Origin of the sequence: Streptomyces sp. NPDC102279 (assembly GCF_044766365.1) — a bacterium.
Classification (GTDB): domain Bacteria; phylum Actinomycetota; class Actinomycetes; order Streptomycetales; family Streptomycetaceae; genus Streptomyces.
Genome location: NZ_JBIWLU010000011.1, coordinates 19,720 through 46,483 on the forward strand (window position 1 = coordinate 19,720; position 26,764 = coordinate 46,483).

The 26,764-nt window shown below is 71.5% G+C and carries 21 protein-coding genes and 1 riboswitch; of the genes, 10 read left to right on the forward strand and 11 right to left on the reverse strand.

Features of this window, described 5'->3' with window-relative positions; genetic code table 11:
• The first annotated feature begins 63 nt into the window (after positions 1 to 63).
• The gene (locus ACIRQH_RS27235; RefSeq protein ID WP_358819724.1) at positions 64 to 1,890 is read left to right on the forward strand and encodes a GMC family oxidoreductase; all 1,827 of its coding nucleotides are present in this window, start codon (positions 64 to 66) and stop codon (positions 1,888 to 1,890) included.
• 117 nt (positions 1,891 to 2,007) lie between these two features.
• Here the strand turns inward: ACIRQH_RS27235 and ACIRQH_RS27240 are convergent, their stop codons facing one another.
• Entirely contained in the window at positions 2,008 to 3,078 is a 1,071-nt protein-coding gene (locus tag ACIRQH_RS27240; protein ID WP_388929564.1) for an LAETG motif-containing sortase-dependent surface protein, read from the reverse strand.
• A 179-nt stretch (positions 3,079 to 3,257) separates the two neighbouring features.
• On the opposite strand from ACIRQH_RS27240, the gene ACIRQH_RS27245 reads away from it, so the two are divergent.
• Positions 3,258 to 4,448: a hypothetical protein gene (locus ACIRQH_RS27245; protein ID WP_404227240.1), complete on the forward strand. Its 1,191-nt coding sequence runs from the start codon at positions 3,258 to 3,260 to the stop codon at positions 4,446 to 4,448.
• Positions 4,449 to 5,027: 579 nt separating this feature from the next.
• Here the strand turns inward: ACIRQH_RS27245 and ACIRQH_RS27250 are convergent.
• Entirely contained in the window at positions 5,028 to 5,312 is a 285-nt protein-coding gene (locus ACIRQH_RS27250; protein WP_358819727.1) for a chorismate mutase, read from the reverse strand.
• A 327-nt stretch (positions 5,313 to 5,639) separates the two neighbouring features.
• Between ACIRQH_RS27250 and guaA the strand changes: the two genes are divergently transcribed.
• The gene (guaA, locus tag ACIRQH_RS27255) at positions 5,640 to 7,220 is read left to right on the forward strand and encodes a glutamine-hydrolyzing GMP synthase (RefSeq protein WP_358819728.1); all 1,581 of its coding nucleotides are present in this window, start codon (positions 5,640 to 5,642) and stop codon (positions 7,218 to 7,220) included.
• A 26-nt stretch (positions 7,221 to 7,246) separates the two neighbouring features.
• Here the strand turns inward: guaA and ACIRQH_RS27260 are convergent, their stop codons facing one another.
• A complete protein-coding gene (locus ACIRQH_RS27260) occupies positions 7,247 to 7,717 on the reverse strand; it encodes a pyridoxamine 5'-phosphate oxidase family protein (RefSeq protein WP_358819729.1) in 471 nt (156 codons plus the stop codon).
• 173 nt (positions 7,718 to 7,890) lie between these two features.
• Here ACIRQH_RS27260 and ACIRQH_RS27265 point away from each other — a divergent pair, with 173 nt between their 5' ends.
• A complete protein-coding gene (locus tag ACIRQH_RS27265; protein ID WP_358819730.1) occupies positions 7,891 to 8,685 on the forward strand; it encodes a class II aldolase/adducin family protein in 795 nt (264 codons plus the stop codon).
• 150 nt (positions 8,686 to 8,835) lie between these two features.
• On the opposite strand, the gene ACIRQH_RS27270 is transcribed toward ACIRQH_RS27265, so the two are convergent.
• Positions 8,836 to 9,717: a DUF4429 domain-containing protein gene (locus ACIRQH_RS27270; RefSeq protein ID WP_388869212.1), complete on the reverse strand. Its 882-nt coding sequence runs from the start codon at positions 9,715 to 9,717 to the stop codon at positions 8,836 to 8,838.
• A 311-nt stretch (positions 9,718 to 10,028) separates the two neighbouring features.
• Between ACIRQH_RS27270 and ACIRQH_RS27275 the strand changes: the two genes are divergently transcribed.
• Together ACIRQH_RS27275 and ACIRQH_RS27280 are read left to right on the forward strand one after the other, a co-directional pair.
• Complete coding sequence (locus tag ACIRQH_RS27275; RefSeq protein ID WP_358819732.1) at positions 10,029 to 11,267, forward strand: hypothetical protein; 1,239 nt, start codon at positions 10,029 to 10,031, stop codon at positions 11,265 to 11,267.
• Positions 11,268 to 11,760: 493 nt separating this feature from the next.
• A complete protein-coding gene (locus ACIRQH_RS27280; protein ID WP_358819733.1) occupies positions 11,761 to 12,291 on the forward strand; it encodes a DoxX family protein in 531 nt (176 codons plus the stop codon).
• 7 nt (positions 12,292 to 12,298) lie between these two features.
• Here ACIRQH_RS27280 and ACIRQH_RS27285 read toward each other — a convergent pair whose 3' ends face one another.
• Together ACIRQH_RS27285 and ACIRQH_RS27290 are read right to left on the reverse strand one after the other, a co-directional pair.
• Positions 12,299 to 12,529: a hypothetical protein gene (locus ACIRQH_RS27285; RefSeq protein WP_358819734.1), complete on the reverse strand. Its 231-nt coding sequence runs from the start codon at positions 12,527 to 12,529 to the stop codon at positions 12,299 to 12,301.
• Positions 12,516 to 13,892, reverse strand: coding sequence for a PspC domain-containing protein (locus ACIRQH_RS27290; protein WP_404227247.1), 1,377 nt, complete (start codon positions 13,890 to 13,892; stop codon positions 12,516 to 12,518). Before ACIRQH_RS27290 ends, ACIRQH_RS27285 begins: the two co-directional genes overlap by 14 nt.
• Before the next feature lie 179 nt (positions 13,893 to 14,071).
• On the opposite strand from ACIRQH_RS27290, the gene ACIRQH_RS27295 reads away from it, so the two are divergent.
• Complete coding sequence (locus ACIRQH_RS27295; protein WP_358819736.1) at positions 14,072 to 15,361, forward strand: PspC domain-containing protein; 1,290 nt, start codon at positions 14,072 to 14,074, stop codon at positions 15,359 to 15,361.
• Positions 15,358 to 16,065 (forward strand): response regulator transcription factor, encoded by a 708-nt coding sequence (locus ACIRQH_RS27300; protein ID WP_164373289.1) that lies wholly within the window; start codon positions 15,358 to 15,360, stop codon positions 16,063 to 16,065. The genes ACIRQH_RS27295 and ACIRQH_RS27300 overlap by 4 nt, the downstream gene beginning before the upstream one ends.
• Positions 16,066 to 16,246: 181 nt before the next feature.
• Here the strand turns inward: ACIRQH_RS27300 and ACIRQH_RS27305 are convergent, their stop codons facing one another.
• On the reverse strand, positions 16,247 to 17,341 hold the full coding sequence (locus ACIRQH_RS27305; protein ID WP_404227250.1) for an NlpC/P60 family protein: 1,095 nt from the start codon (positions 17,339 to 17,341) through the stop codon (positions 16,247 to 16,249).
• Between the two features lie 454 nt (positions 17,342 to 17,795).
• Between ACIRQH_RS27305 and ACIRQH_RS27310 the strand changes: the two genes are divergently transcribed.
• Entirely contained in the window at positions 17,796 to 18,149 is a 354-nt protein-coding gene (locus ACIRQH_RS27310) for a hypothetical protein (RefSeq protein WP_358819738.1), read from the forward strand.
• A 46-nt stretch (positions 18,150 to 18,195) separates the two neighbouring features.
• Here the strand turns inward: ACIRQH_RS27310 and ACIRQH_RS27315 are convergent, their stop codons facing one another.
• Together ACIRQH_RS27315 and ACIRQH_RS27320 are read right to left on the reverse strand one after the other, a co-directional pair.
• Positions 18,196 to 19,167, reverse strand: coding sequence for a tellurite resistance/C4-dicarboxylate transporter family protein (locus ACIRQH_RS27315; RefSeq protein ID WP_388869643.1), 972 nt, complete (start codon positions 19,165 to 19,167; stop codon positions 18,196 to 18,198).
• Between the two features lie 111 nt (positions 19,168 to 19,278).
• Positions 19,279 to 20,442 (reverse strand): NlpC/P60 family protein, encoded by a 1,164-nt coding sequence (locus tag ACIRQH_RS27320; protein ID WP_388929568.1) that lies wholly within the window; start codon positions 20,440 to 20,442, stop codon positions 19,279 to 19,281.
• Positions 20,443 to 20,449: 7 nt separating this feature from the next.
• Positions 20,450 to 20,621: riboswitch (cyclic di-AMP (ydaO/yuaA leader) on the reverse strand.
• A gap of 338 nt (positions 20,622 to 20,959) precedes the next feature.
• Here ACIRQH_RS27320 and pcrA point away from each other — a divergent pair.
• Positions 20,960 to 23,446, forward strand: coding sequence for a DNA helicase PcrA (pcrA, locus tag ACIRQH_RS27325; RefSeq protein WP_388869227.1), 2,487 nt, complete (start codon positions 20,960 to 20,962; stop codon positions 23,444 to 23,446).
• Between the two features lie 63 nt (positions 23,447 to 23,509).
• On the opposite strand, the gene ACIRQH_RS27330 is transcribed toward pcrA, so the two are convergent.
• The gene (locus ACIRQH_RS27330) at positions 23,510 to 25,276 is read right to left on the reverse strand and encodes a M23 family metallopeptidase (RefSeq protein WP_388869230.1); all 1,767 of its coding nucleotides are present in this window, start codon (positions 25,274 to 25,276) and stop codon (positions 23,510 to 23,512) included.
• 83 nt (positions 25,277 to 25,359) lie between these two features.
• Positions 25,360 to 26,226, reverse strand: coding sequence for an esterase/lipase family protein (locus ACIRQH_RS27335; protein WP_388869233.1), 867 nt, complete (start codon positions 26,224 to 26,226; stop codon positions 25,360 to 25,362).
• Positions 26,227 to 26,764 lie beyond the last annotated feature (538 nt).

Consider the following 26,764-nt stretch of genomic DNA (forward strand, 5'->3'; position numbering starts at 1 on the left):
CCCACCCGTTCTCGCAGCGGATTCCCCACGCGTCCCAACCGTTCTCGACGAGGAGAGCAGCACGTGTCACAGGAGAGCTCTGTCCAGGAACAGCCGGACGCGGGAGCGGACACCGGCGAGGGAACGTACGACTACGACGTCCTCGTCGTCGGCTCCGGCTTCGGTGGCTCCGTCACCGCCCTGCGGCTGACGGAGAAGGGGTACCGCGTCGGTGTCCTCGAAGCGGGCCGGCGTTTCACCCGCGAGGCGCTCCCCAAGAACTCCTGGGACATCAAGAACTACCTCTGGGCCCCGCGGCTCGGCATGTACGGCATCCAGCGCATCCATCTGCTGGGCAACGTGATGGTCCTCGCGGGCGCCGGAGTGGGCGGCGGTTCCCTCAACTACGCCAACACCCTCTACGTACCGCCGAAGCCGTTCTTCGAGGACCCGCAGTGGAAGGACATCACCGACTGGGAGGAGGAGTTGAAGCCGTACTACGACCAGGCCCGGCGCATGCTGGGTGTGCGGCTCAACCCGACGATGACCCCGTCGGACGTCCATCTCAAGGCGGCCGCCGAGCGGATGGGCGTCGGTGACAGCTTCCACCTGGCTCCGGTCGGCGTGTTCTTCGGCGACGGGCAGGACGCGGACGGATCGGCGAAGGCGACGGCGGGCCAGGAGGTCGCCGACCCGTACTTCGGCGGCGCGGGCCCCGCGCGCAAGGCGTGCACCGAGTGCGGCGAGTGCATGACCGGCTGCCGCCACGGCGCGAAGAACACCCTCAACGAGAACTACCTCTACCTCGCCGAGAAGGCGGGTGCCGTCGTCCATCCCATGACGACGGTCGTGTCCGTCACGGACGACTCGCGGGGCGGGTACGCCGTGCAGACCCTCCCGACGGACGAGCGGCGCAAGGGGGCGGGGCGCACGCTCACCGCGCGCCGGGTCGTCCTCGCGGCCGGCACGTACGGCACCCAGACCCTGCTGCACCGGATGAAGGCGAGCGGCCGGCTTCCGTACCTGTCGAAGCGGCTGGGCGAGCTGACCCGCACCAACTCCGAGGCGCTGGTGGGCGCGCAGACCGACGACCGCCGGTACCGCAAGCTGCACGGGACGCCCAAGGCCGACTTCACCCAGGGTGTCGCGATCACGTCCTCGATCCACCCGGACGAGAACACGCACATCGAACCCGTCCGCTACGGCAGGGGATCCAACGCGATGGGCGGCCTGTCCATCCTCCAGGTCCCCTACGCGGAGGGCTCGTCGCGGGTGGCGGGCTGGTTCGCCAACGCGGCCCGGCACCCGCTCCTCGTGCTCCGGTCGCTGTCCAACCGGCGCTGGTCCGAGCGCACCATCATCGGGCTCGTCATGCAGTCGCTGGACAACTCCCTGACGACGTACCTGAAGCCGAAGGGCGCGGGTAAGGGGCTGCTGACGGCACGTCAGGGGCACGGGGCTCCCAACCCCAAGCAGATCAAGGCGGCTTCGCAGGCGGCCACCACCCTCGCCGAGGAGATCAACGGCTTCGCGGGCAGCAACGTCGGCGAGCTGATGGGCACGCCGCTGACCGCGCACTTCCTCGGTGGCTGTCCGATCGGTGCCGGGGCGGAGGACGGGGTCATCGACCCCTACCACCGGCTGTACGGCCACCCGGGGATCTCCGTGGTCGACGGTTCGGCCGTCTCCGCGAACCTCGGCGTCAACCCGTCCCTGACCATCACGGCACAGGCCGAGCGGGCGATGTCGTTCTGGCCCAACAAGGGCGAGGCCGACGCGCGTCCGGCGCCGGGTGCCGCGTACGAGCGCCTCAAGGCGGTCGAGCCGCTCCGGCCCGCGGTCCCGTCGGACGCGTTCGGCGCGCTGCGGCTCCCGTTCCTCGGCATGCCGGCGGTGCCGCCGAAGGCGTAGCCCGGACGCGGAGGAACCGAGAAGAAGGACCACACGAAGAAGGACCTGCGCCCCCCTCCGAGCGCAGGTCCTTCTTCGTGTACGGGGCCGGGCCCGCGTGCGTGCTGTCCGTTCGTGCTACGCGGTCGCGCCACCGGACTTGCGGCGGCGGACGACGACCAGCGCACCGGCACCGGCGACGACGGCGATACCGCCGGCGAGGGCGATGGTCGGCAGGGCGGAGCTGGAGCCGGTCTCGGCGAGCGAGCCGGTGGCGTCCACCGTCTTGACGTCCTTGATCTCCTTCGCGCCACCGGTCTGCGGCTTGGAGTCCGGCGGGTCGCCCGCGTCGGAACCGGCGGCCAGGATCGCGAACTCGTAGATCCAGCCGTTCGGGTCGTCGGCGATCCAGCAGCCCGCGTCGTCCGCGTACTGCGCGAAGCCCGCGGTGATGCCGATGGCGTCCGGCACCTTGCCGCTGACGCTCAGCCGGAGCTGGTACGAGGTGGAGGTGCCCGCGTTCAGCGAGAAGGGGGTGAACGTGCCGCCCTCGCCCGCCGCACCCGCGACCTCCTTCCAGGAGCCGGAGGCCTTGTCGAGGACCTGGACGGTGATCTTGCCCGAGTAGTCCCTGCCGTCCCAGCCCGCGGCCGCGACGCCGATCAGCGGCGTGATGTCCGCGATGGCGCGGTCCCCGTGGTTGGAGACGTTGTACTTGAAGCCGGTCCAGCCGCTGCCCGCGACGATCCGCTGGGGCAGGCCCGTGAGGCTGCTGGTGAGGTCGGCGCTCAGCTCGCTGACGTCCTCACCGTTCTCGTCGACGCAGATGTCGGCCGGAGTGCTTCCACTCGGACTCGGCGAGGCGGAGGAGGACGGTGACGTGGACGTGGACGCGGACGTCGAGGCGGACGCGGAGGCGGACGCCGGTGCCGACGCGGAGGGGCCGGAGCCGCCCGGCGTGGTCGCCGTCGCCGAGGCGGACGCGGTGTCCGTGGGCTCGGGCGTCGTCTGCGTCGCACTCGGCGAGGCCGACTCGGACGGGGACTCCGACACGCTCGCGCTCGGGGTGGCGCTCTCCTCCGCGAACGCGGCCGGGGCGACCGACAGCAGCGCGAGCGGGGCTATGACAGCCGTCGCGGCCGCGGTGGCCAGGGCACGGCGAATCTTCATGAAGACCTCGGGAGTCCGGTGCGCGTCGACGAGGCGCACGGGTGGGTGGTGCGGACGAGGCCTCCGCTGTGGGGCGCGGGTGTGGCCGTTGGTTCTGCAGGTGTGACCTGCGAAGGCCGGGAAGGGTTGCCCCGCCCTTCACAGAATTCTTATGTGGGCTGAGTCACATCCATGCGCGCCTTGTGCACATGTATTCGAACCGCTTAGAACTGACCCTCGTGTCTGACAAGCAGCCCGAGGAAACCGGGCCACCAGCGGTTCCTGACGATGTGTGGGAGCGTTTCGCCCTCGACAGCGAGCGCGACATCCGGAGCTCCGCGCCGAAGGAGCCGTCCGCGCGGGCGCGCCTGGTGACCGAGCGGCTGCGCCAGGAGGACGCCCGGAACGCCGAGCGCGCCCCCCGGCGGATCTTCCGCAGGAGCCCGCCGCGACCCGCGCAGCCCGAGGGCTGGCGGACCGGTCCCGCCTGGCGTGAGATGGACGGACGCGCCGCCCGGCGCCGCAGGCTGTGGGCGATTCTCGGCGTCCCGCTCGCCGTCGCCGTCGTGGTCGTCGCGATGAAGCCGTCCCTGTTGCCGGGTGACCCCTTCGGCAGTTCGTCCGACGCCGCCGTCGACACCCTTCCGCTGCCCGTCGAGACGGCGGCACCGACCACGCCGCCGTCCTCCGGCGACTCCGGAACGCCCACCCTGGACCGGCCGTTCGCCGGGTCGCCCGCCGAGCGCTGGGCCGACGGCGCGGCCGGCATCGTCCTGCCGAAGGCCACCCCGGTCGGCTCGCTCACCGAGGAGCAGGTCGACACCGCGCTGGACAACACGAAGACGCTGCTCGCCGGGGCGAACCTCGACCCGGCGGCGCTGCGCGGGGAGCGCCCCGCCGCGGCGATCGCCGTCCTCGACCCCAGGCAACCGGGCATGGTCCACGACGTGAACCAGTGGCTGCGCGAACCGGACCGGAAGCACGATCCGCTGGTTCTCTTCAGCCGCTTCGACCCCGACGAGGTCCGCCTGGTCGGGAAGGTGGTCAAGACGCGCGGCCGGACCACGTTCACGGCCGGCAAGAACGCGTCCGTCGCCATCCACGCCGACTACACCTTCGTCTATCCGGTCACCCCGGCCGACGGGAACTCCACCGAGGTCGACCGCACCATCGTGCGCCGCGTCCTCGACGTCGCGTTCTCCGATCCGCGGAAGTTCCAGGTCACGCCCGGCACGTTGCAGATCCGCGAGTACAGGGAGGACATCGGCAACTCGGCCTGCGACGTCTACGACGGCTTCCTGCACCCGCACTTCGACTCGACCGGTCCCTCCGGCGCGCCGCCGACCGGCCCGACCGTCGACCCCTACGACCGCAGCCGCGGCCTCCGGAGCTCCGCCGATGGGACCTGCGGCACGGTGTCCCGCACCTGAGAGTCTCCGCGCCCGCACGCGCCCTCGCCGTGTTCGTACCCGGGCACGGGGAAGGGCCCCGCGGAACGGTGTCCGCGGGGCCCTTCTTCCGTCAGCACCGACGTCAGGGCAGCGCCGGTGCCTCGAGGCGGCGCCGGGGGGGTGCGCCGCTGGTCACGGGGTGGCCGCGGCAAGGGGGCCGCGGCACGGACTCGGTTGTGCGCTGTTCTCGCTCGTGCGGATGTCGCGACGGCCTCCGCAACCGTCCGGCATCCCTGAACAGATTCCGCCGGGCGGCCCCGGGCGTCCCCGGAGCCGACCGTCTATGAGTGACCGGGCTGCTGTCCCCTGCCGTCCGGTCACACCACCTGGAGCGAGGTCCCACGACGCACGGCACGATCCGTACGTCTCATCGCTCCAGCGGAGCCACGCGTGGTTCTTTCGGACCCGCCCCTGGCTGGCACGGACACCAGGAGAAACGAAGCCCGCCGCGCCCCGGTCACGCGCCGTACGGGTGAGAGGGAATGCGTACGTGCGTACGCCGGGTAAGGGGCCGTCCGCCTTGGACGCAGGCGGTCCGACGCCCTGTCGCCGCGGGGGTCAGACCCGGCCGCGGCACAGTTCGAGGAGCGTCATGGCCAGCGAGGTGCCCGGCTTGCCGAGCGCCTCCCGGTAGTGGCCGAGGACCTCCATCTCGCGCGAGAGGTTCACCCGGCGGCCGCCCGAGGTGATCCGGGCCTCCTGGATCACCGCCGAGACGGCCATCCGTTCCTGGACGAGACCGATGATCCGGTCGTCGAGAGCGTCGATGCGTTCACGGGCGCCGGTGATCACGTCGGCGGCGTCGTCGGTGCGGGCGCCGGTCTTGTCGAGTACGTCGGTCATGGCGGGGCTCCTCGGTGGAAGGGGTGCCCCGGAGCCGTCGGGCCCGGAAACGGCAGACGCCCCGGGCCTTGTCGGCCCGGGGCGCCTGGGAAGTCGCTTGTCAGTTGCTCAAGCAGCACGACCATGGCAGCCGGTGGGCCGGTTGCCATAGGTAAACAGGAACGTCGTGTGCGTGAGCATGACCGCAGTATGCACGCGTACGGGAGCCGCGGCCAAGCCGGTTCGGATCGTGAGACCCGGGCCGGGAAGGCGGGCGGCGCCACCCGCACCGTCGCCCCCGGTAGAATCGCCCCCACACACCCTTTGCTCACCGCCGGAAGGCAGACCGTGCCAGAAGCGTCCCCCGCCGCCCCCGACACCGTCCTGGTCGTCGACTTCGGTGCGCAGTACGCCCAGCTCATCGCCCGTCGCGTCCGTGAGGCCCGGGTCTACAGCGAGATCGTGCCGAGCACCATGCCGGTCCAGGAGATGCTCGCCAAGAACCCGGCCGCGATCATCCTCTCCGGCGGTCCCTCGTCGGTGTACGCGGAGGGCGCCCCGCGCCTGGACTCCGCGCTCTTCGAGGCGGGCGTCCCCGTCTTCGGCATGTGCTATGGCTTCCAGCTGATGGCGACGGCCCTCGGCGGCACGGTCGACAACACCGGCGCCCGCGAGTACGGCCGTACGCCGCTGCACGTCTCGAAGTCCGGCTCCACCCTCTTCGAGGGCACCCCGGACGAGCAGCCCGTGTGGATGTCGCACGGCGACGCCTGCTCCGCCGCCCCGGAGGGCTTCACCGTCACGGCCTCCACGGACGTCGTCCCGGTCGCCGCCTTCGAGAACGACGAGAAGAAGCTCTACGGCGTCCAGTACCACCCCGAGGTCATGCACTCCACGCACGGCCAGCAGGTCCTGGAGCACTTCCTGTACCGCGGCGCGGGTCTCACCCCGTCCTGGACGACCGGCAACGTCATCGAGGAGCAGGTCGCCCTCATCCGCGAGCAGGTCGGCACCAAGCGCGCCATCTGCGGTCTGTCCGGCGGTGTGGACTCCGCGGTCGCCGCGGCCCTCGTCCAGAAGGCCATCGGCTCCCAGCTCACCTGTGTGTACGTCGACCACGGTCTGATGCGCCAGGGCGAGACCGAGCAGGTCGAGAAGGACTTCGTCGCCGCGACCGGCGTCCAGCTCAAGGTCGTGGACGCGGAGGAGCGCTTCCTCACCGCACTCAAGGGCGTCTCGGACCCCGAGGAGAAGCGGAAGATCATCGGGCGCGAGTTCATCCGCGTCTTCGAGCAGGCCCAGGCGGAGATCATCGCCGAGGCCGCCGAGGGCGAGGACGTCGCGTTCCTCGTCCAGGGCACGCTGTACCCGGACGTGGTCGAGTCCGGCGGCGGCACCGGCACGGCCAACATCAAGTCCCACCACAACGTCGGCGGCCTTCCCGAAGACCTGGAGTTCCAGCTCGTCGAGCCGCTGCGCCAGCTGTTCAAGGACGAGGTCCGGATGGTCGGCCAGGAGCTCGGCCTGCCGGACGAGATCGTCCAGCGCCAGCCGTTCCCCGGCCCCGGTCTCGGCATCCGCATCGTCGGCGAGGTCACCAAGGAGCGGCTGGACCTGCTCCGCGCCGCCGACGCCATCGCCCGCGAGGAACTGACCGCCGCCGGTCTCGACCGGGACATCTGGCAGTGCCCGGTCGTCCTGCTCGCGGACGTGCGCAGCGTGGGTGTCCAGGGCGACGGCCGGACGTACGGCCACCCGATCGTGCTCCGTCCGGTGTCCAGCGAGGACGCCATGACGGCCGACTGGTCCCGGCTGCCGTACGACGTCCTGGCGAAGATCTCGACGCGCATCACGAACGAGGTCGCGGACGTCAACCGCGTCGTGCTCGACGTGACGAGCAAGCCCCCGGGCACCATCGAGTGGGAGTAGTCCTCCCGCGAGGGGCGTAGAAGCTCCTAGGTCCGCTTGAGCGTGCGCACCGGCGCGCCGGGGTTCCAGACCTGGACGACCAGATACGTGTCGTCCTCGACGTGGGTCCGCGTGACCTCCGTCAGCTCGGTGCGGAAGAGGTGGAACGGCTGCGGCGGTTCCACTTCTTTGACGTACGCGGCCTTCGCCGGGTCGTCGTCGCCGACCTCGACGGCCCGGCCGCTCACGCGGACGTCGCCGCCGCCCATGCCCGTGCCGGCCCCCGGGTTCGCCTGGAGCGCGAAGCGCGGGTCGCGGCGCAGGTCGAGGGCCTTCAGCGAGTCCGGCATCATGCCGAGCCACAGCTCGCCGCCGACGAAGCGCACCTCGATGCCGGAGGTACGGGGTGAGCCGTCCCGGCGGAGGGTCGCGAGGATGTGGTGGGTGAAGGCGCCGAAACGGTCCTCGACCGTGGCGGCGAGGTCGGGTTCGGCCGTGCGGAGGGCTGCCCAGTTCATGTCCCGAGTCTGCCGCCCATACCCGACATCTTCTGTCGTGTTTTCGACGAGTCCTGTTCCCGTTCCGTTTTTTCTCTCCCGGAACACCATCTCTCCCCCGGACACCCCTGTTCTCCTGCGCTGACCCCGGGTAACTTCCGCTCCGTACCGAACACGCCAGTGCTGGAGGACCTATGCACGGGCCCACCCCGCCCCTGCCCCGCCCCACCGACCAGCTGCGGTTCGCCATGCCGCCGATGCACGAGTCACTCGACGACGAACGGCAGCACCGCAAGGAGCGGCTGGCCGGCGCGCTGCGCCTGTTCGGGCGGCTCGGCTTCGAGGACGGTGTCTCCGGGCACATCACCGCACGCGATCCGGAGTACAGCGACTGCTTCTGGGTCAATCCGTTCGGCATGCCGTTCAAGCACGTCACCGTGAGCGACCTGGTCATGGCCAACCAGGACGGCCAGGTCGTCCAGGGCCGCTATCACGTCAACCAGGCCGCGTTCACCGTGCACTCCCAGGTCCACGCGGCCCGCCCCGACGTCGTCGCCGTCGCCCACTGCCACTCCGTGCACGGCCGCGCCCTCGCCGCCCTCGGCGACCTGCTCGACCCGATCACCCAGGAGAGCTGCGCCTTCTACGAGGACCACGCCCTCTACGACGCCTACACCGGCGTCGCCGTCGATGCCGAGGAGGGCCGCAGGATCGCGAACGCGCTGGGCAGCCGCAAGGCGCTGGTGCTGCGCAACCACGGGCTGCTGACCGTCGGGGACTCGGTGGACGCCGCGGCCTGGTGGTTCCTGTCCATGGAGCGCTCCAGCCAGGTCCAGCTCTCCGCGAAGGCCGCGGGCCGGCCCCTCGTCATCGACCACAAGCAGGCCGTCGCCACCCGCGAACAGCTCGGCGGCGACCTGGTCGCCTGGATCAACTACCAGCCCCTGTGGCAGGACATCAGCCGCAGCGAACCCGACCTGCTGAGCTAGGGCCTGTCGTCCGGGTCAGGTGGCGCCGGCATGCGGTGCCTTGTCGATCGGGTCGAGTGGGGCAGGGTGCGTGCCCTGCCCCGCGTCCCGCCGCATGATCCAAACGACAGGCCCTAGGCCTGCCGTCCCGGGTCGGGCGTCGGGGCGTGGTTAGAAGCCGCGCAGGACCGCCGCCTTCGTCAGCGCGAACTCCTCGTCCGTCAGGACGCCGTCGCGGTGCAGGTCGCCCAACTCCCGCAGGCGGCGCAGCAGTACGTCGTGGTGGTCGGCGCGCGGCGGCACGACCCCTGCCGTCGGGGGACCGTCCGAGACCTCTCCGGTGCGCGTCGATGGATGCGGCAGCCGTGCCGTGACCGCCGTGGCGACCAGGGCCGCGAGCAGGTCACGGCGGGTGCTGCCCCACAGGTGGAGGGCGTACGGGTCCTTCTCCGGCGGCAGCTTGGAGAACACCGCGTCCCGCGTCACGAAGCGCAGGAAACCGTCCTCGAAGCCGGAGTTGGGCAGCCACTCGACCCGCACCAGGTCGGCCGTCGCGATGATCCGCGGCCCGGTCGCCCGCTTGACCCGGTCCGAGGTCTCCGCCCAGTCGATCCGCACCTGCGCCCCGTCGAAGGACACCGTCCCGTCGCTGGACCGGACCGACACCGGGACGGGCGGGCCCGTGAGCAGATACGCCGTCGCCGGTTCCTTCGGGATCTGGTCCAGGAGCAGCGCGCGGCGGATCTCCTCGGCGACGTACGCGGCGACCCCGGAACGGTCCACGTCGACCGCCAGCCGGTAGGGGTCCGCCGCGTCCGGGAGCCGGCCCCCGGTCGCCTGGAGCAGCGGATCGGCGCCCTCACGCAGCCGCAGCCTCAGCCGGCCGCGCTTGCGCTCGGGTTCGTGGGTGACGCCCGCAACCGCCTCCAGAGGGACGGAGACCTCGCCGTACGTCTGCCGGAACAGCGGGACGCTGCGGTGCAGTCCCGGCGTGATCCGCACCGTGCTGCCGTCGAAGGCCCAGGTCCCGTCACGCTGGATGATCTCGGCCATGGGGAAATTCTCGCAGCCGGGTCAACACGGAGTCCCGCACTTCACCCGCGCTGACCCGACCTGACGAGTGCGCCCAGTGCTCCGTACGGCACAATTCGCTGGCAATAAGGGGCAGTTGTGGGTCGGCTGTACGAGAGTTCCGGCGCGGGAAGGCGGCAGTGGACGTGGCGGTGCAGGAGGCGAGACACGGTGCGGGGCACGGTGCCGGGTCGGGTGCCGGATCGGGCACCGGGCAGGGCGGCGGGCGCGACGCGGGCCGGGGCGGCGGCCCGGGCGGCGCACAGGGCGGTACACGGGGCGGGGGAGCGGGCGTGCACGAAGGTGGCTGCACGTGCGGGGACTGCCCGCACGGGGCGCGTACGGGGCACCGGCGCGCCGTCGCCGAATTCCTCGCCAAACGCGACGCGTTGGCGTCCGGGCGGGGGCTGCCCGCCGGCCTCGCGCACTCCGCCTCCGCGTCCCGGCAGTGGGTGTCCGACGAACTCACCCAGTCCGCGGACCTCGTCGCCGAACGCGGACGCCTCGACGGCGTGGCCTGGCTGCGACGACTGTGGCGGTACACCGCGTACACGGTCTGGGGCGCCACTCTCGCCCTCCTCCTGGTGCAGGCGCTCACCGCGATCGGCGCGGGCTGGACGGCGGCGCGGACCGCCGGGCTGCTCGCCGCGGTCGTGCTCGCGGGACTGCTGACGGGGGCGGCGTGGCTGCACCGGGCGCGGGGCGGTGCCATCGCGCCGGTCATCGGTGAGGACAACCGTCTCTCCACCTCCCGTGCGGTGGCCGCCGGTTGGGTGCTGCTCGCCGTGTACGCCGTACTCGTGCTGGTGGGACAAGTGGCCGTCGCCTCCGCGCACGGCCGGCGCGACGAACTCATCGCCGGGCTCGAACTCGCCCGGGGCGCGGGGGTCGTGACCGTCGTCGCCGTCGCGTGCGGAGTCGCGGTGCTCGTGCGCAGGGTGGTGGGGCTGCGGGTGGTGGGGCAGCAGTTGCAGAAGGTGCGCGCGGACCGGCCGCGCGCGGCCGACCTGCTGACCGACGACTCCGGGCGCGGCAGCTTCGCGGACATCCAGTACGTCGTGATCAGCGGGGTCGCTCTCGTCTTCGCGGTGGTGCGGTTGGCGCGGCAGCCGTCGCAGTTGCCGGACCTTCCGTGGGGTCTTGCCGGGCTGGTGCTGGTGTCCGCGGCCACCTATCTCGCAGGGAAGTACGCCGAGGGCGGCCGGCCGGTGATCCTCTCCGTGGTCCGCTCCCGCGAGGCGGGCGACCTGGACGCGCCGATCCGCACCGGGGACGACATCGAGATCCGGGGTGCCGGGTTCGTGCCGCCGGGGGCGCAGGGCGCTGCCCGGCTGTCGCGGATGGTGGTGCGGATCGGGGCGGTGCATGTCCACGTCCCGCTGGTCCCGGTGCCGGGAGGCTTCAGCAACCCGACGGACGCGGTACTGACCGTGCCGGTACCGGTGGATGTGGAGGCCGGACGGGTCGAGGTCCAGGTGGTGACGGCGGCGGGCGTGGAGACGAATCGGTACGGCATCGATGTGACGGAGTAGGCCGGGGGGTTGTTCGCGGTTCGCGGTTCCGGCCCGGTGGGGGGGGCGGGGCCGTGCCGGTACATCCGCCCGTCGCCGCTGAATCAGACGTGGGTCGTCAACGCGGAGCTGCTCGATCCGGACGTGAGTGACGGGCTTCCGCTGTTCCGGCACGGCCCTCCCGCCGCATGCCGGGTGCGGGCGGTAGGCCGCCGGGAGGTCACTTCCGTCGGTCGCGTCCGCGGACACCCGGCCGATGTCCTTCGCCGCCAACGATGCAGCCCCGGGGGGAGAATTCAGCCCCTCCGGCGCCTTTGGGGAGCGGGGGCCGGGGCGGAGCCCCAGGCTTGGGAAGGGTCGGGGCGGAGGGGGCGAAAGGCGGTTTGTCGGGCGGAGCCGGAGATCCTGGAGGCCGGGGCAGGAAAAAGGGGGCCGGCATTGAGCGAAGAAGCGCCTTCGTACGTATGGTCTGTTGAGGGGTCAACAGAACACGGGTGAGAGGCGGCGGAGAGCGATGACTCACGGTATGCGGTCGGACACGCACGACCCGTATCTCGAGGAGAGGCGAAGCTGGCGGGACACCGCGAGCCGCTACGCCCTGCTCCCCCTACGTATCTTCCTCGGCGTCACCTTCATCTACGCCGGCCTGGACAAGCTCACCGACAGCGCCTTCCTGCAGTCCTCCGGCTCGGGCTCGATCGGCGACATGATGCGCACGGTCCGCGACTCCTCCGCGATCCCGGCCCTCGTGGACCTGTCCCTGAAGAGCCCCGTCGGTTTCGGGTACGCCATCGCGTTCGGTGAACTGGCCGTCGGCATCGGCACCCTCATCGGCCTGCTGGCCCGCATCGCCGCGCTGGGCGGCGCCCTCATCTCGCTCAGCCTGTGGCTGACCGTGAGCTGGGCCTCGGACCCGTACTACTACGGAAATGACCTGATCTACCTGATGGCGTGGATACCCCTCGTGCTGGCGGGTGCTTCCGTCTTCTCCATCGACGCGGCTCTGCGGTCCCGGCGCAGGCAACGCGCCGGGACCTACAACTAGAGCCCGGTCAAGAAGAAGAACCCACGCCGCGCGGGCGCCCGTCCGCGCGGCGTCCGCGTACCGCGTGGGTCACGGAGGCCACCGCACCCGCCAGGCACAGCCCGCCGACGACGACGGGGATCATCACGAACCACGGGGTGACCCACCAGCCGCCCGCGTCCCCGGCGAACGCGATGCCCGCGCCGGTGAGGGCGAGGCCCGCGACCAGCTTCCCCGGCTGGAACTCATGACGCGGCACGGGCCACCTCCGCTTGGCCCACGCCGACCTGGAGGTCGAGGTCGAGGGTGCCGCCGTCCTTGACGACCGTCGCCGGAGGCAGGGTCAGCTGCTTGTGCTTGCCCGGTTCCACGTCCACGTCCTTCTCGTTGTCGCCCGGCAACTGGATGTCCCCGACCCCCACCTCGATGGTGAGCCGTACCGTGGCGTCCTTGGGAACGATCACCTTCAGGCGGCCGGCGCCCACCTGCGCGCTCGTCTTCACGGTCTGCCCCTTGGCGAGGTCGACGTTGCTCAGGTCGAGCGTGCCGACGCCGGTGCCGAGGTCGTAGTCGGGCCGGACGTCGGCCGCCGACACGGGGATCCAGTCGGTCCGCACCCAGTGCGTGGTGATGTCCTTCGGCAGGGCGGCGGAGGCGGCCAGCAGGCCCGCCGTCACCACGGCCAGGAAGACCGACCCCGCGCCCGTACGCCCGAGGAAGGCGCTCAGGGCGATGCCCAGGCCGAACACGACGAGCGCGACGGCGAGGCCGGCCTGAAGGCTGGTGCCGAGTGCCTGGTCGTCCCAGGTCAGGCCGGTGCCGAGGCCGCCGGCCAGCAGCGCGAACAGGAAGACCCAGCCGCCGATCCAGCGCGAGCCGCGTTGTCTGCGCTCCCGGCCCGTGCGCGGGTCGGCCCGTGAGGTGCCGCGGGCGATGTTGAGCGCCGCCGCCACGTCCCGGTCCTGGGTCTCCCCGGGCCCCCACAGATAGCCGGTGCCCCCGACGTGCGAGCCGTCCTTGACGATCGGGTCGCGCCACCAGGACGGGTACGACGCCGGCACCGGCGGGGCCTGTGCCTCCGGCGGGGCGTCGGCTGCCGCCTGGGCGGCGAGCGGATCGGGGTCGGGGGCGTCGCGGTGCCGCGACCAGTACCCCGCGCCCGCCAGCAGCAGCGAGAGGACCACGGCGAACGTCAGCACGCTGCCGTTGTTGAGCATCGAGAGGAAGACACCGCAGCCGACCAGCGCGAACAGCACGGCGGCCAGCGCCTGTCCGTCGACGCGGCCGGTGAGGAGCTTGCGGACCTCGTTCTCCTCGTCGTCGTCGTAGGGGACGAAGAGCCAGGCGAACCCGTAGAAGATGAGGCCGATGCCGCCGGTCGCGGAGAGCACCGCGAGCACGATCCGGAAGATCACCGGATCCATGTCGCACTGCCGGCCGAGCCCGGCGCAGACCCCGCCGATCATCTTCTGGCGGCGGTCGCGCCGGAACCGGGCCGGGACGTCGGAGACCGCGGTCGCGCCGCCCCGTCCCGCCGTGCCGCCCTCACCGGGAGCGCGCGGCTCATCACCCGGCGCGGGACCGGAACCAGGCCCCGCCGCCGCGTGCTGCTGATCTGTCATGCGTCCATGGTGACGGGCGGGAGGGCCGGGCGGCAGTCGGGACGACCCTGGCAGAACCCTGAGATCCGGCCCCGAGGGCAGGGGCGGGGGCCGTTCGAGCGCCGATCGCGGAAGAATCAGGGGAGTATCCGGGGCGGACCCTGATGCCCGGGCCCGCCGGGCGTGTGACCATCGATGCCATGCCGGAAGCCGCAACTCTGCCCGTCGACGACCCGCGGCCCTCGCGCAAGCTCTACCGCAGCAGCGACGGCCGCTGGCTCGGGGGCGTGGCGCGCGGGCTCGCCGGGCACCTCGGGCTGCCCGTGATCTGGCTGCGTCTGATGTTCGTCGGCCTGTTCATGGCGGACGGTCTCGGCGCCCTGCTGTACGCGGCGTTCTGGTTCTTCGTGCCGCTCGGCGTCGGCGGTGTCGGCGCCGGACGCGCCCCGGCGTTCACCGCCGAGACCTCGCCGGACGGGCGCCGCAGGCTCGTGGCCCGCAAACCCGACAAGGGCCAGATCGTCGCCCTCCTCCTCATGGTCGTCGTCGCCCTGGTCTTCGTCGGGAACGTGAATCTCGGCGGCGGCACCAAGGCGTACCTGTGGCCCACGGTCCTCGTCGGCGCCGGTGTCGCCCTGGTCTGGCGCCAGGCGGACAACGCGCGCCGGGCCCGCTGGGCCGAGGTCGGCCGCCGTCGCCGCACGCTCACGCTGCTGCGGTCCGCGGCCGGTGTCCTGCTGGTCACCGCCGGTGTCTCCGGGATTTTCGTCCTCCAGGGCTCGGCCGCCCATCTCGGCTCGGTGCTCCAGGCGGCCCTCGCGGTCCTGGTCGGCGTCGCGCTGCTCGCCGGTCCCTATCTCGTCCGCATGACCCAGGACCTCTCCGAGGAGCGCCTGATGCGCATCCGCGCGCAGGAGCGGGCCGAGGTCGCCGCCCACGTCCACGACTCGGTGCTGCACACCCTGACGCTGATCCAGCGCAACGCGGACAGCGCGGGCGAGGTGCGGCGCCTCGCCCGCGCCCAGGAGCGCGACCTGCGGGCCTGGCTCTACAAACCGGAGGGGACGGGGAAGGACGAGGACGAGGAGCCAGACACCCTCGCCGAGGCCGTCCGGCGCGACGCCGCTGAGGTAGAGGACAAGCACGGCGTCCCCATCGAGGTCGTCGTCGTCGGCGACTGCCCGCTCGACGAGGGCCTGAGAGCGCAGATGCAGGCCGCGCGGGAAGCGATGGTGAACGCGGCCAAGTACGGTGGCGACGGCGGCGCCGTACAGGTCTACGCCGAAGTCGAGGGAAGGACGGTCTTCGTGTCCGTCCGCGACCGCGGCCCCGGTTTCGACCTCGACGCGATACCCGCCGACCGCATGGGCGTCAGAGAATCGATCATCGGCCGCATGGAGCGCAACGGCGGCACGGCGCGACTGCGCGCGGTGCCGGACGGCGGCACGGAGGTCGAACTGGAGATGGAGAGGGCGGAGAAGACGTCATGAGCGACGCGAACGAGCCTGTTGAGTCCGGCGGCACCGAGGACGGACGCCGGGTGCGTGTGGTCCTCGTCGACGACCACCGCATGTTCCGTACGGGCGTGCAGGCCGAGATCGGGGAGACCGAGCGGACCGGCGTCGAGGTGGTCGGCGAGGCCGCGGACGTCGACCAGGCGGTCACGGTCATCACCGCCACCCGGCCCGAGGTCGTCCTCCTGGACGTGCACCTGCCCGGAGGCGGCGGTGTCGAAGTGCTGCGCCGCTGCGCCCCGTTGATGGCCGACGCCGAACAGCCGGTCCGCTTCCTCGCGCTGTCCGTGTCGGACGCCGCGGAGGACGTCATCGGCGTGATCCGCGGCGGCGCCCGTGGCTACGTGACCAAGACGATCACCGGCACGGACCTCGTCGACTCCGTCTTCCGCGTCCAGGACGGCGACGCGGTCTTCTCCCCGCGTCTCGCCGGCTTCGTCCTCGACGCGTTCGCCTCCACCGACGCCCCGCCCGTCGACGAGGACATGGACCGTCTCACCCAGCGCGAGCGCGAGGTCCTGCGCCTCATCGCCCGGGGGTACGCGTACAAGGAGATCGCCAAGCAGCTGTTCATCTCCGTCAAGACGGTCGAGTCCCACGTCTCGGCGGTCCTGCGCAAGCTCCAGCTCTCCAACCGGCACGAACTGACCCGGTGGGCGACGGCGCGACGGCTGGTGTGAGGCGGTCGGTTCCGCTGTCCGTCCCCGACGTCATCGGTCACGCCCTCCGTGACGGCGGAGTCCACCCCCGACGTCCGCCGTCACGTGGCGCGCGGCCGCGCCGCCGTCGCTACCCGCAGGTGTCAAGTGGACTGCGCTGAACCGAGGTTGCTCTTCCCGCGGTGAACGACGGGCCCGCCGGTCACACCGGCCTGGTGGCCCCCGCGAACGGCATCTGGTCGATCGGGGCCAGGCGGACCGGCGCGGACGGGTTCGGGGCGTGGATCATCTGGCCGTCGCCCACGTAGATGCCGACGTGGCTGATGCCCGAGTAGAAGAACACGAGGTCTCCGGGCTGGAGTTCGGAGCGGGAGACTCGTTGGCCCGCGTTGATCTGGGCGTACGTCGTCCGGGGCAGGGACACGCCGGCGGAGCGGTACGCGGCCTGGGTGAGGCCGGAGCAGTCGAAGGCGTTGGGGCCGGTGGCCCCCCACACGTAGGGGCTGCCCAGCTTCGCGTAGGCGAAGGCGACGGCCTCCGCCGCACGCGTGGTGGGCGCCGCGGCCGTACCGGACGAGCCGGACGCACCCGCCTCGGCGGCGGTCGACGGGGCGGGTCCGCGGGCCGAGGAGCGCGAGGCGTGCTGCCCCTCGCCGGCCGCGCCCCGCTCCCCGTACTGCGTGCGCTCCGCGGGGGTGAGCCGGTCCAGCAGCTCGCGGGCCGCTTCCAGCTTCCCGGTGATCGTCTTCTTCTGGCGCTTCAGCTCGGTCTGCCGCGCCTTGAGCGAGGTCAGTTCGACGTGGGCGGCGCCGCGCAGCTGCTCGATCTCCCGCAGCTGTTCGCGCACCCCGGCGACGGCCGCCGACTGCCGGGTGCCGACCCGCTCGGCGAACGCGGCGCCGTCCAGGTACCGGTCGGGGTCGTCGGAGAGCGCGAGCTGCACGGCGGGGTCGATGCCGCCGCTGCGGTACTGCGCCGCCGCCATCGAACCGAGCGCCTCCTGGGCCGAGTTGAGCCGGTCCTCCTTGCGGGCCGCCTCGTCGCGCAGGGTCCGCAGGTGCTTCTCCGCCGTCTCGGCCTTCTCCTGGGCGCCGTTGTACTTCTCGGTGGCGACCTCTGCCTCCTTGTACAGCGTGTCGACCTTGGCCTTCACCTGCGCCGGTGAGAGCTGGGGCTCGGCATGTCCGACCCCGTCGAAGGCGGTCGCCGTCGCCGCGCCCGCGAGGGCGATGGTGACTGCTGTGCGGGCCGTGTTTCCACCGATAGAGCGCTGCCTGGTCCTGCGGTGCGCTGCCACGAGGGCCCACATCCTTCCGTACGACCGCCCCTTCCGGGCCGGTCAAGCGGTGACATGTCCGGCGGCGGCTCACACAGGGGGAGCGTGCCGCCGCCGGACCTTCTCGGCGGTGGTGTCCGGCAGGCCGCCCCTGGCCCGGGCGGTTTGGTGGGACGCCGGTCACCTGGGGGAGGACGCTAAACCTGTGAGTGCGGCGTCGGTAACTCCATGTACGGAACTGCCGCCACTGGACCGTCCGGTGGCCGAACGTGACCGGTATTTCCGCCCGGACTCACCGACTTCGCACAGCGCGCTGACCGAAGCGGCGAATCCCGGACGACCGGAGTGACTCCGGTGCTATAGCTGACGGCCGGTGCCCCCGAGCACGGGGGAGGGCCCGGTGACCGGAGGGGCCGGGGCGAAGGGGTGGCCCGGTGGGAGGACGCGTGAGGGTGTCCGATTAGGCTCCGGCCTCATGGACGTACTCATCCATCTCTTCGTCGGCCTGCACATCATCGGCATCGCCGCGCTCCTCGGCGGCTTCCTGACCCAGATGAAGGCGATGGGCCGCGGCACCGCCCGCTTCGTCCCTGCGATGCTGCACGGCGCGCTCACCATGCTGGTCACCGGTGTCGCCCTCGTCGGCCTCAACCAGGCGGACGACAACACGGTCGACACCGCCAAGATCGGCGTGAAGCTGGCCCTGCTGATCGTGATCCTCGGGCTCGTCTACGTGAAGCGGGACGACGAGAAGGTCGACAAGAACCTCTTCGGCCTCGTGGGTCTGCTCACCGTCGCGAACATCTTCATCGCCGTCCTCTGGACCTGACGGACCCGCGCGGTCCCCGCGGGGTCCTGCCGGCCGCCCGAGGGCGTCAGCCCCGCGGCGCCGACCGCGCGGCCAGGACCGCGCCCGCGGCGACCGCCAGCCACGCCGCCACCGAGATCCACAACAGGACCTCTCCGAGCCCCTTGAGCCAGGAGACGTCGAGAGCGGCCGAGACGGCGAGGGCGGCCACGGCCGTCATCCCCATCGGGAATACCGTCGCCCAGCGCTCCAGGGCGTAGCGCGGACGCGGCCACACCACCTCCGCGACGACCAGCGCGCAGAACCCGACGAGGGCCAGCGTCACCAGCACCGTGGTCGTCGCGCGCAGCGCACCCTGGTCGTCGTCGTTCCACAGGTACGGGTTCACATGGTGCGCGGCGACGAGCGCGGCCCCCGCCAGCGCCGAGATGCCGAGTGCGCCGCCCGCGATCCAGTGGTCCCCGGCGCCCCGGGTCACCTCCCGCACGTCGAACCGCGTGTACGCGATCACGTAGAGGATGAGCCCCAGCCAGAACAGCACCATCGCGGCATGCGCGAGCCAGTCCCAGTGCTCGGCCGCCCCCACCGCCGAGCCCAGCACGGACAGGCCCTGCGTGGCCACGCAGACGAGGAACACCCCGCCCGTCGCGCGCCTGCGCCAGTGCCGTACGACGGCCACGAGCAGCACGGGCCAGAGCACGGCCGCGAGCGCGAGGAGGGCCTGGGCGAGGGTCTGCCACCCCAGCGCCGAGAACCGGATGCCGAGCACGGTGGTCGCCGCGACGGCGGTCAGTCCGGCCGGTGTGCCGGCCTCCCGGAGCCACCGGGCCCGGTCCCGGACCAGCCGGACGGCGAAGTCCGCGGCGAGCGCGAGCCAGGCGACGGAGGCCAGGGCCAGCGCGATCCGGGAGAGGGTCTCGTGGTCCGTCAGGTACAGGCCGACCGAGAGGATGCCGGTGGCCATGACGGCGGCCCCGGCGGCGGGCGCCCGCCGCGCCCACCAGGCGGGGATCTGAGGACGGTCGGGCGCATCCGGCATTTCGGGCATGCGCCCGATGCTAGGGACCGCGGGACCGGTTGCCGGTGGGGCACGCGTGCGTGGCGCCGATTTGGCCTTCACGCACGCGTGCCCCGTGGAAGTGGAAGGGGTCTAGGCGGGGCGCACCACGCTGTGGATCGCCGAGGTGCCGTCGTAGTAGATCGACTCCTCGCGGACGTAGGCTCCCGGCTTCGGCGCGTGGATCATCATGCCGTTGCCGATGTAGAGCCCGACGTGGCTGATGTCTTCGTAGAAGAAGACCAGGTCGCCGGGCTTGGCGTCGGCGAGGGAGACCGTCGTGCCGGCGTTCACCTGGTCGTAGGTGACACGCGGCAGGGAGACACCGGCGGCCTTCCAGGCGGCCTGGGTCAGGCCCGAGCAGTCGTAGGAGTCCGGCCCGGTCGCGCCCCACACGTACGGCTTGCCGACCTGTGCGCGGGCGAAGGCGAGCGCCTTGCCGGCCTTCGTCGCGTACGAGGGGTCCGTGGCCGTCGAGCCCGACGAGCCGGTCGTGCCGCCCGACGACGACCCCTGCTCGGTGGCCTTCTCCTTGGCCGCCTTCTCCGCCGCGGCCTGCTGCCGTGCCAGCTCCGCCGCCTTGGCGGCCGCCTGCTCCCGCTTCTTCTTCTCGATCGCCGCCAGCCGCGCCTTCTCCTCGGCGGTCAGCTTCGAGAGCATGTCGCGGGCCGCGGAGAGCTTGCGCTGCACCGTCGCCTTGGACGTCTTGAGCGCGCTCTGCGAGGTGGTCAGCGACTGGAGGCTCTCGCCGGCCTCCGTACGCTTCTTGGTGGTCGCCGCCTGCTCGGTGACGTAGTCGTCGACGGCCGCCTTCTGCCGGGTCGTCAGACGGCTCATCAGCTGCGTCTGGTCGAAGTAGTCCTGCGGGTCGTCGGCGAGCAGCAGCGTCGCGGTGCCGGGCGTGGAGGCTCCCGTGCGGTACTGCGCGGCGGCGAACGAACCCAGCTCCTCGCGCGCGGAGTTGAGTTTCTCGGTGCGCTCGGCGACGTCGTCGAGGAGGGTGTCGACGCGCTTGCGCTGCTTGGTGGTCTTCTCCCGGGCGGCGTTGTACTTGTCGGTGGCCGTCTCGGCCTGGTGATAGAGGTCGTTGACCTTCTTCTCGACCGCTTCGAGGCTGGGCCTCGGCTCGGCCGGGGGCGCGGCGTTCGCCGTCTGGGAGAGCAGGGCCACGGAGGTGAGGGCCGCCGTCGCGAGGGCCGGGGTCCGTATGCCTGCCATGCGCGAACCCGTAGGACGCGACTTGCGGTGCGACGCCAAGAGAGGCGACTCCTTCCGTCATCCGCCTACCGAGTTAGCTGTCGGGTTCGGGCGGGTGGTTCCGGAAGGTTTGCCCTACGGTCCTGGCCCCACGGGGCGGTCGGACCGATTCACCCCAGGTCGGTGGGTCCCCGGCTCCGGCCGCCTTGTGGGCGGGCCGAACTCGGCGGAGGCCGCTCGGCCCGGCGACGTTCGCCGGTTGCGGTCGGGCGGCCTTCCAGCACGCTAGCCAACTCGTGTGGCCCGTGTGAAGGTTCGAGTGCGATATGCCCGATACATTTTCGTGACCTTGGCCATGTGCACCGCCCCAGGCGCCGGACATGAGTGGTGTGTGCCACTTTGTGAGGCCGCCTCGGGTGCGGCTCCTCCTGGCGTCGCGACCGTGGCGGAGACGCGTCGCACCCGCTCCGACGTGCACTTACCGTCACGGTCCGGTCACGCGCGCGCGTCACGAGTCCGGGTCGAGTTCTCGGGGTGGCCGCGGTGTGTCAGTGGGGCGGCCTAGACTCGGAGAGCGATGAGCAGCCTCTTTGACGACAGCTTCCTGGCGGACCTCAAGCCCTCCGCGGCCCACGAGGACGAGCACCCGCCGCCGCCCGAGGACGAGCACGCGCCGGAGCCGGTCGCGGACGACCTGTTCGGCGGCCGGTTCGACGTGCCGCCGAGCCGTGACGCGTACTACCGCGACGGCGCCCACCGGCCCGCCGTGGACCCCGCCGCCCTGCTCGACGGGCTGAACGAGAACCAGCGCGCGGCCGTGATCCACTCCGGCTCCCCGCTGCTCATCGTGGCCGGAGCGGGCTCCGGCAAGACCCGCGTGCTCACCCACCGCATCGCCCATCTCCTCGGCGAGCGCCATGTGCACCCCGGCCAGATCCTCGCGATCACCTTCACGAACAAGGCCGCGGGCGAGATGAAGGAGCGCGTCGAGCAGCTCGTGGGCCCCCGGGCCAACGCGATGTGGGTGATGACCTTCCACAGCGCCTGCGTCCGCATCCTGCGCCGCGAGAGCAAGCAGCTCGGGTTCACCTCGTCCTTCTCCATCTACGACGCCGCCGACTCCAAGCGCCTGATGGCGCTCGTCTGCCGTGATCTCGATCTCGACCCCAAGCGCTTCCCGCCGAAGTCGTTCAGCGCCAAGATCTCGAACCTGAAGAACGAGCTGATCGACGAGGAGGACTTCGCCGCCCAGGCCACCGACGGCTTCGAGAAGACCCTCGCCCAGGCCTACGCGATGTACCAGTCGCGCCTCCGCGAGGCCAACGCGCTCGACTTCGACGACCTGATCATGACCACGGTCAACCTGCTGCGCGCCTTCCCGGACGTCGCCGAGCACTACCGCCGCCGCTTCCGGCACGTGCTGGTCGACGAGTACCAGGACACCAACCACGCGCAGTACGCCCTCGTGCGGGAGCTCGTCGGCACCTCCGAGCACCCCGAGGACGTACCGCCCAGCGACGCAGACCTGCCGCCCGCCGAGCTGTGCGTCGTGGGCGACGCCGACCAGTCGATCTACGCCTTCCGCGGCGCGACCATCCGCAACATCCTGCAGTTCGAGGAGAACTACCCGAACGCGACGACGATCCTCCTGGAGCAGAACTACCGCTCCACGCAGACGATCCTCACCGCCGCCAACGCGGTCATCGAGCGCAACGAATCCCGCCGCCCCAAGAACCTGTGGACGAACGCGGGCGCGGGCTCGAACATCACGGGTTACGTCGCGGACACCGAGCACGACGAGGCGCAGTTCGTCGCCGACGAGATAGACCGTCTCACCGACGCGGGCGACGCCAAGGCCGGCGACGTCGCGGTCTTCTACCGGACGAACGCCCAGTCCCGTGTCTTCGAAGAGGTCTTCATCCGTGTCGGCCTGCCCTACAAGGTCGTCGGCGGCGTCCGCTTCTACGAGCGCAAAGAGGTCCGTGACGTCCTCGCCTACCTGCGGGTGCTGTCCAACCCCGAGGACTCGGTCCCGCTGCGCCGCATCCTGAACGTCCCCAAGCGCGGCATCGGCGATCGCGCCGAGGCCATGATCGACGCCCTCTCGCAGCGCGAGAAGATCAGCTTCCCGCAGGCCCTGCGCCGCGTCGACGAGGCCTACGGCATGGCCGCCCGTTCGACGAACGCGGTCCGGCGGTTCAACACGCTGATGGAGGACCTCCGGACGATCGTCGAGTCCGGCGCGGGCCCGGCCACCATCCTGGAGGCCGTCCTGGAACGCACCGGCTATCTGGCCGAGTTGCAGGCGTCGACGGACCCGCAGGACGAGACCCGCATCGAGAACCTCCAGGAACTCGCCGCCGTGGCCCTGGAGTTCGAGCAGGAGACCGTCGAGGGCGAGACCCCCGCCGGGCTCCCCGCCTTCCTGGAGCGGGTCGCGCTCGTCGCCGACTCCGACCAGATCCCGGACGAGGAGGACGGCAACGGCGTCATCACCCTGATGACCCTGCACACCGCCAAGGGCCTCGAATTCCCCGTCGTGTTCCTGACCGGCATGGAGGACGGCGTCTTCCCGCACATGCGCGCCCTCGGGCAGGTCAAGGAGCTGGAGGAGGAGCGCCGTCTGGCCTACGTCGGCATCACCCGCGCGCGCGAGCGGCTCTACCTCACCCGGTCCTCGATGCGCAGCGCGTGGGGGCAGCCCTCGTACAACCCGCCCTCCCGGTTCCTGGAGGAGATCCCGCCGGCGCATCTGGACTGGAAGCGCACCGGGGCGATCTCGTCCCAGCCGGCCGGACCGGTCTCGGGTGTCGCGGCCTCGCTCTCGTCCTCGCGCTCGCGGTCCGCGGCCTCGGGCGCGTCCGGGTTCGCCACCCGCCGCGGTGTCTCCGAGAAGCCGGTGGTCGCGCTGGCCGTCGGCGACCGCGTCACGCACGACCAGTTCGGCCTCGGCACGGTCGTCGGGGTGAACGGCACGGGCGCGAACGCGGAGGCGACGGTCGACTTCGGCGAGCCCAAGCCGAAGCGACTTCTGCTGCGGTACGCACCGGTGGAGAAGCTGTAGCCCGAGCGGCTCGACGGAGTCCGGACCTCGGCGCGAGGTCCGGACCGCCTTGGACGGCGTGGGTTACGTGGGATCCAGACCGTGGCTGCGCAGCCAGGGGAGCGGGTCGATCGCCGAACCGCCGGCCGGGCGGACCTCGAAGTGCAGGTGCGGGCCGGTCGAGTTCCCGGAGTTCCCGGAGAAGGCGATCTGGTCCCCGGCCTTCACGGTGGTACCGGAGGGCACCTTGTACGTGGAGAGGTGGCAGTACCACGTCTCCGTGCCGTCCTTCGCTGTCACGATCATCATGTTGCCGTACGCGCTGTTCCACTGCGTCCGGGCGGTCCCGTCGGTCGCGGACAGCACCGTCGTCCCGTACGAGACGGGGAAGTCGATGCCCGTGTGGACGGACATCCAGTTGATGCCGGCCTGGCCGAAGTAGGCGCTGAGGCCCTTCTGCGCGACCGGAAGGGCGAACTTCGGACGCAGCCGCTCCTTGCGGGCCGCCGCCTCCGCCGCCTTCTTCTTCTCCAGGACCTGCTGGGCCTTGAGGTCGATGCGTTCCTGGGTGCGGCTCGCCCGGTCGGCGAAGTCGTCCGCGCCCGCGGACAGACTCTGCAACTGCGTGTCCAGCTTGTTGTTCGCGGTCGACGGCTTCACCGAGGTCACGTCCGAGGCGCTGGCCGTGGTGTCCTTCGCGTCGTCGCCGCCGACACCGCCCACCGAGGCCGCCGCGATCCCCGCGACACCCATCACACAGGCCGAGGGCACCGCGATGGTCAGCAGGGCGGAACGTTTCGCGGGACTGCGACGTCGGGAGCGGGAGGAGGTGCGCGACGCGGCGTGCGGCGTCGGCGTGATCTCCTCCATGTCGTCGAGCAGCGGGGTCTCACGCTCGTCGCCGTAGGCCTCGTAGGCCTCGAAGTCGCCCTGCGTGCCGTGCTCTTCGCGCTCCTCGTAGGAGCCGTCCGCGTCGGCGGAGTGCCCGGCCTCGTCGAACGCGCCCTCTTCGGGGCCGAGTTGGCCGAAAGCGGCCGGGTCGAAGGTGGCGGTCGCCTGCTGGTCGAAGGGGACCGGGGCCGCCTGCTCGGGCTGCTGCTCGTAGATCTCGGTGCGCGACTGGTCGTACGTCTCGGTCTGCGGGTGCCCGTACGTCTCGGTCTGCGGGTGCTCGTACGGACCGTACGGGTCCTGGCCGCCGACCGTGTTCCACTGCGTCGCGTCGTACGCGCCGGTCTCCTGCGTCGCGGCGTTCCACTGCTGGGTCCCGTCGAGCTGCTGCCCGGGCTGGAGCCAGGCGCTCGCGTCCCACTGGCCCGAGGAGTCGGGGCCCGGGTGCTGCGCGGGGATGTCGGCGAGCTGCTGGTAACCGGCGGCCCAGGCCGTCGTGTCGTAGGCGCCGGTGTCGTAAGCAGCCTGGTGCTGCGCCGCGTACGGGTCGTAGTTCAACGTCTGGTGGGCGCCGGTGTTCCACTGCGTGGCGTCGTACGAACCCGTGCCGCCGGCCTGCCCCGGCATGTCGCCGAAGAGCGGGTCGGTGGCGAAACTCGCGGTGGCGTAGGCGCCGGTGGTGTTCGCGATCGCACCGGGATCGTAGGCGCCGACCGAGTGGTCGCCGTACGGGGTGAAGTCGCCGTACTGGGCTTCCTGCCCGCTGTACGGCGTGTAGAGCGCCGAGGCGGCATCGGAAGCCGGGGCCGGGGGAGTTGCTGTCCCCGACGGGTGACGGTCGTTCACCAACTTCTCTTTCGCCTCGACAACAGGGGCTGGCAGAGCAGTGCGGTGACTGTACCCGGCGGTATGCGGGCGCGACAATCTTCGGCAGGTTTCCCCTTCGTAGGAAACGGGCATTCGGCCGTGTTTCGGGGGAGGGCGGGCGAGGCTTTGGCCTGGCGTTCGATGAATGTTCGAAGTTTTGGTGTGATGGGACGCGGTCAGGCGACCGTCAGACCGCCCCTCCGGGCCGCGGGACGGGCCGTCGGCTCCTCCGCGTCGAGCGCCTGCCGGATCCCTGTCGCGACGGCCGGGTGCACCGGGAGCGCGAGATGACCGACTCCGCTCACCCGGACGTTCTGCGCGAGGAGGTCGGGATGCTCGACGCAGGCCGACTCCAGCGGGTCCATCAGGTGGTCCAGATCGCTCCAGAAGCTGACGAACTGCGTACGGCAGCCGGGGGCGGGTCGGCTCAGCTCCTCGATCACCGTGGACCCCGGCCGCATCTGGCGGACGATCGGGTGCGCGTTCATCAACGGGGCGACCCGGGTGCCCGAGTGCGGGGTGCCGAGCGTGACGAGTGTGCGGACGTGGGTGTCGCCGCCGAGGCACTGCGCGTAGTAGCGGGCGATCAGGCCTCCGAGGCTGTGGCCCACGATGTCCACGCGGTCGTGGCCCGTGCGCTCGCAGATCTCCTCGATGTGGCGGCCCAGCAGCTCCGCCGCCGTGCGGATGTCGCACGTCAACGGCGAGTAGTTCAGCGACTCGATGTGCTGCCGTCCGTGCTGGGCGAGGTTGCGGCGCAGCAGGAGGAAGACCGAGCGGTTGTCGATGAAGCCGTGCAGCAGGACGACCGGGGGCTTGGCCTGCGAGGGCAGCTTGGTCGTGTCGTCGTCCGGGGAGGGGAGCGCCGGTACGACACGGCGTTCCTGGGTGATGCCGGAGGGATAGAGGAGGAGGTGCCCGGCGAGGATCGCGAACTCCAGGGCCGTGGCCTTCAGCAGGGCCACCGAGAGTCCTGCGAGCTTTGTCGGAAACAGACGCTGACAGAGGGGAAGAAAGGGCGATACCGTCCCAGGGACCTTCATGGCCGACCTCCCGTCGGCACGCGGCAGGACCGCTCTGTCCCCCGTGTGCCCTAGTGGAAAGCCGTGACGTCGGTGACGGCGGTGGCGGACGGCGCGTACCTGGCGCTGTCGTGCCCTCGCCGATGTGCCCCATCACCGCGGAGTCCCGCTGACGACGCGGTGGCGGGGCCACCTGAATCGGCGGCTCTCCTTGCGCCGGCTCCGGCGAGGCCCGTACGCCGCACTCCCGTGCGGCGCCAGTGCCGCGATGCGGAACCCGCGCGGCGAACTTGTCCCACTGTGTGATTTCCCCCTCGGTCTCCGCCGTGAAACTGCCGGTTACGGGATGCTGGCGATAACGTTCGTTCACTTCCGTGGTCGACAATGGCCCGGAACGCTTGTGCCGCCTGGCATGTCCGGTCCTTCGGAGCGATCCGGAAGGCCGGGTGTGGCGAGGGGCTGAACGTGCGATAGGTGTCAGTGGTCCTTAGGTGTCGACGGCGTCGGCAGTGACGGAACACTTACGCCTGGTGATGGCGGTGGCTCTCTGTAGTCGCCG

What these genes read in the sequence shown, in the direction of transcription:
- ACIRQH_RS27250 (WP_358819727.1), bottom strand. Translation starts at nt 5,312, where the DNA reads ATGACCGACGTACTCGACAAGACCGGCGCCCGCACCGACGACGCCGCC.
- ACIRQH_RS27260 (WP_358819729.1), bottom strand. Translation starts at nt 7,717, where the DNA reads ATGAACTGGGCAGCCCTCCGCACGGCCGAACCCGACCTCGCCGCCACG.
- ACIRQH_RS27265 (WP_358819730.1), top strand. Translation starts at nt 7,891, where the DNA reads ATGCACGGGCCCACCCCGCCCCTGCCCCGCCCCACCGACCAGCTGCGG.
- ACIRQH_RS27270 (WP_388869212.1), bottom strand. Translation starts at nt 9,717, where the DNA reads ATGGCCGAGATCATCCAGCGTGACGGGACCTGGGCCTTCGACGGCAGC.
- ACIRQH_RS27280 (WP_358819733.1), top strand. Translation starts at nt 11,761, where the DNA reads ATGACTCACGGTATGCGGTCGGACACGCACGACCCGTATCTCGAGGAG.
- ACIRQH_RS27290 (WP_404227247.1), bottom strand. Translation starts at nt 13,892, where the DNA reads ATGACAGATCAGCAGCACGCGGCGGCGGGGCCTGGTTCCGGTCCCGCG.
- ACIRQH_RS27295 (WP_358819736.1), top strand. Translation starts at nt 14,072, where the DNA reads ATGCCGGAAGCCGCAACTCTGCCCGTCGACGACCCGCGGCCCTCGCGC.
- ACIRQH_RS27300 (WP_164373289.1), top strand. Translation starts at nt 15,358, where the DNA reads ATGAGCGACGCGAACGAGCCTGTTGAGTCCGGCGGCACCGAGGACGGA.
- ACIRQH_RS27310 (WP_358819738.1), top strand. Translation starts at nt 17,796, where the DNA reads ATGGACGTACTCATCCATCTCTTCGTCGGCCTGCACATCATCGGCATC.
- ACIRQH_RS27315 (WP_388869643.1), bottom strand. Translation starts at nt 19,167, where the DNA reads ATGCCGGATGCGCCCGACCGTCCTCAGATCCCCGCCTGGTGGGCGCGG.
- pcrA (WP_388869227.1), top strand. Translation starts at nt 20,960, where the DNA reads ATGAGCAGCCTCTTTGACGACAGCTTCCTGGCGGACCTCAAGCCCTCC.
- ACIRQH_RS27330 (WP_388869230.1), bottom strand. Translation starts at nt 25,276, where the DNA reads ATGCCCGTTTCCTACGAAGGGGAAACCTGCCGAAGATTGTCGCGCCCG.
- ACIRQH_RS27335 (WP_388869233.1), bottom strand. Translation starts at nt 26,226, where the DNA reads ATGAAGGTCCCTGGGACGGTATCGCCCTTTCTTCCCCTCTGTCAGCGT.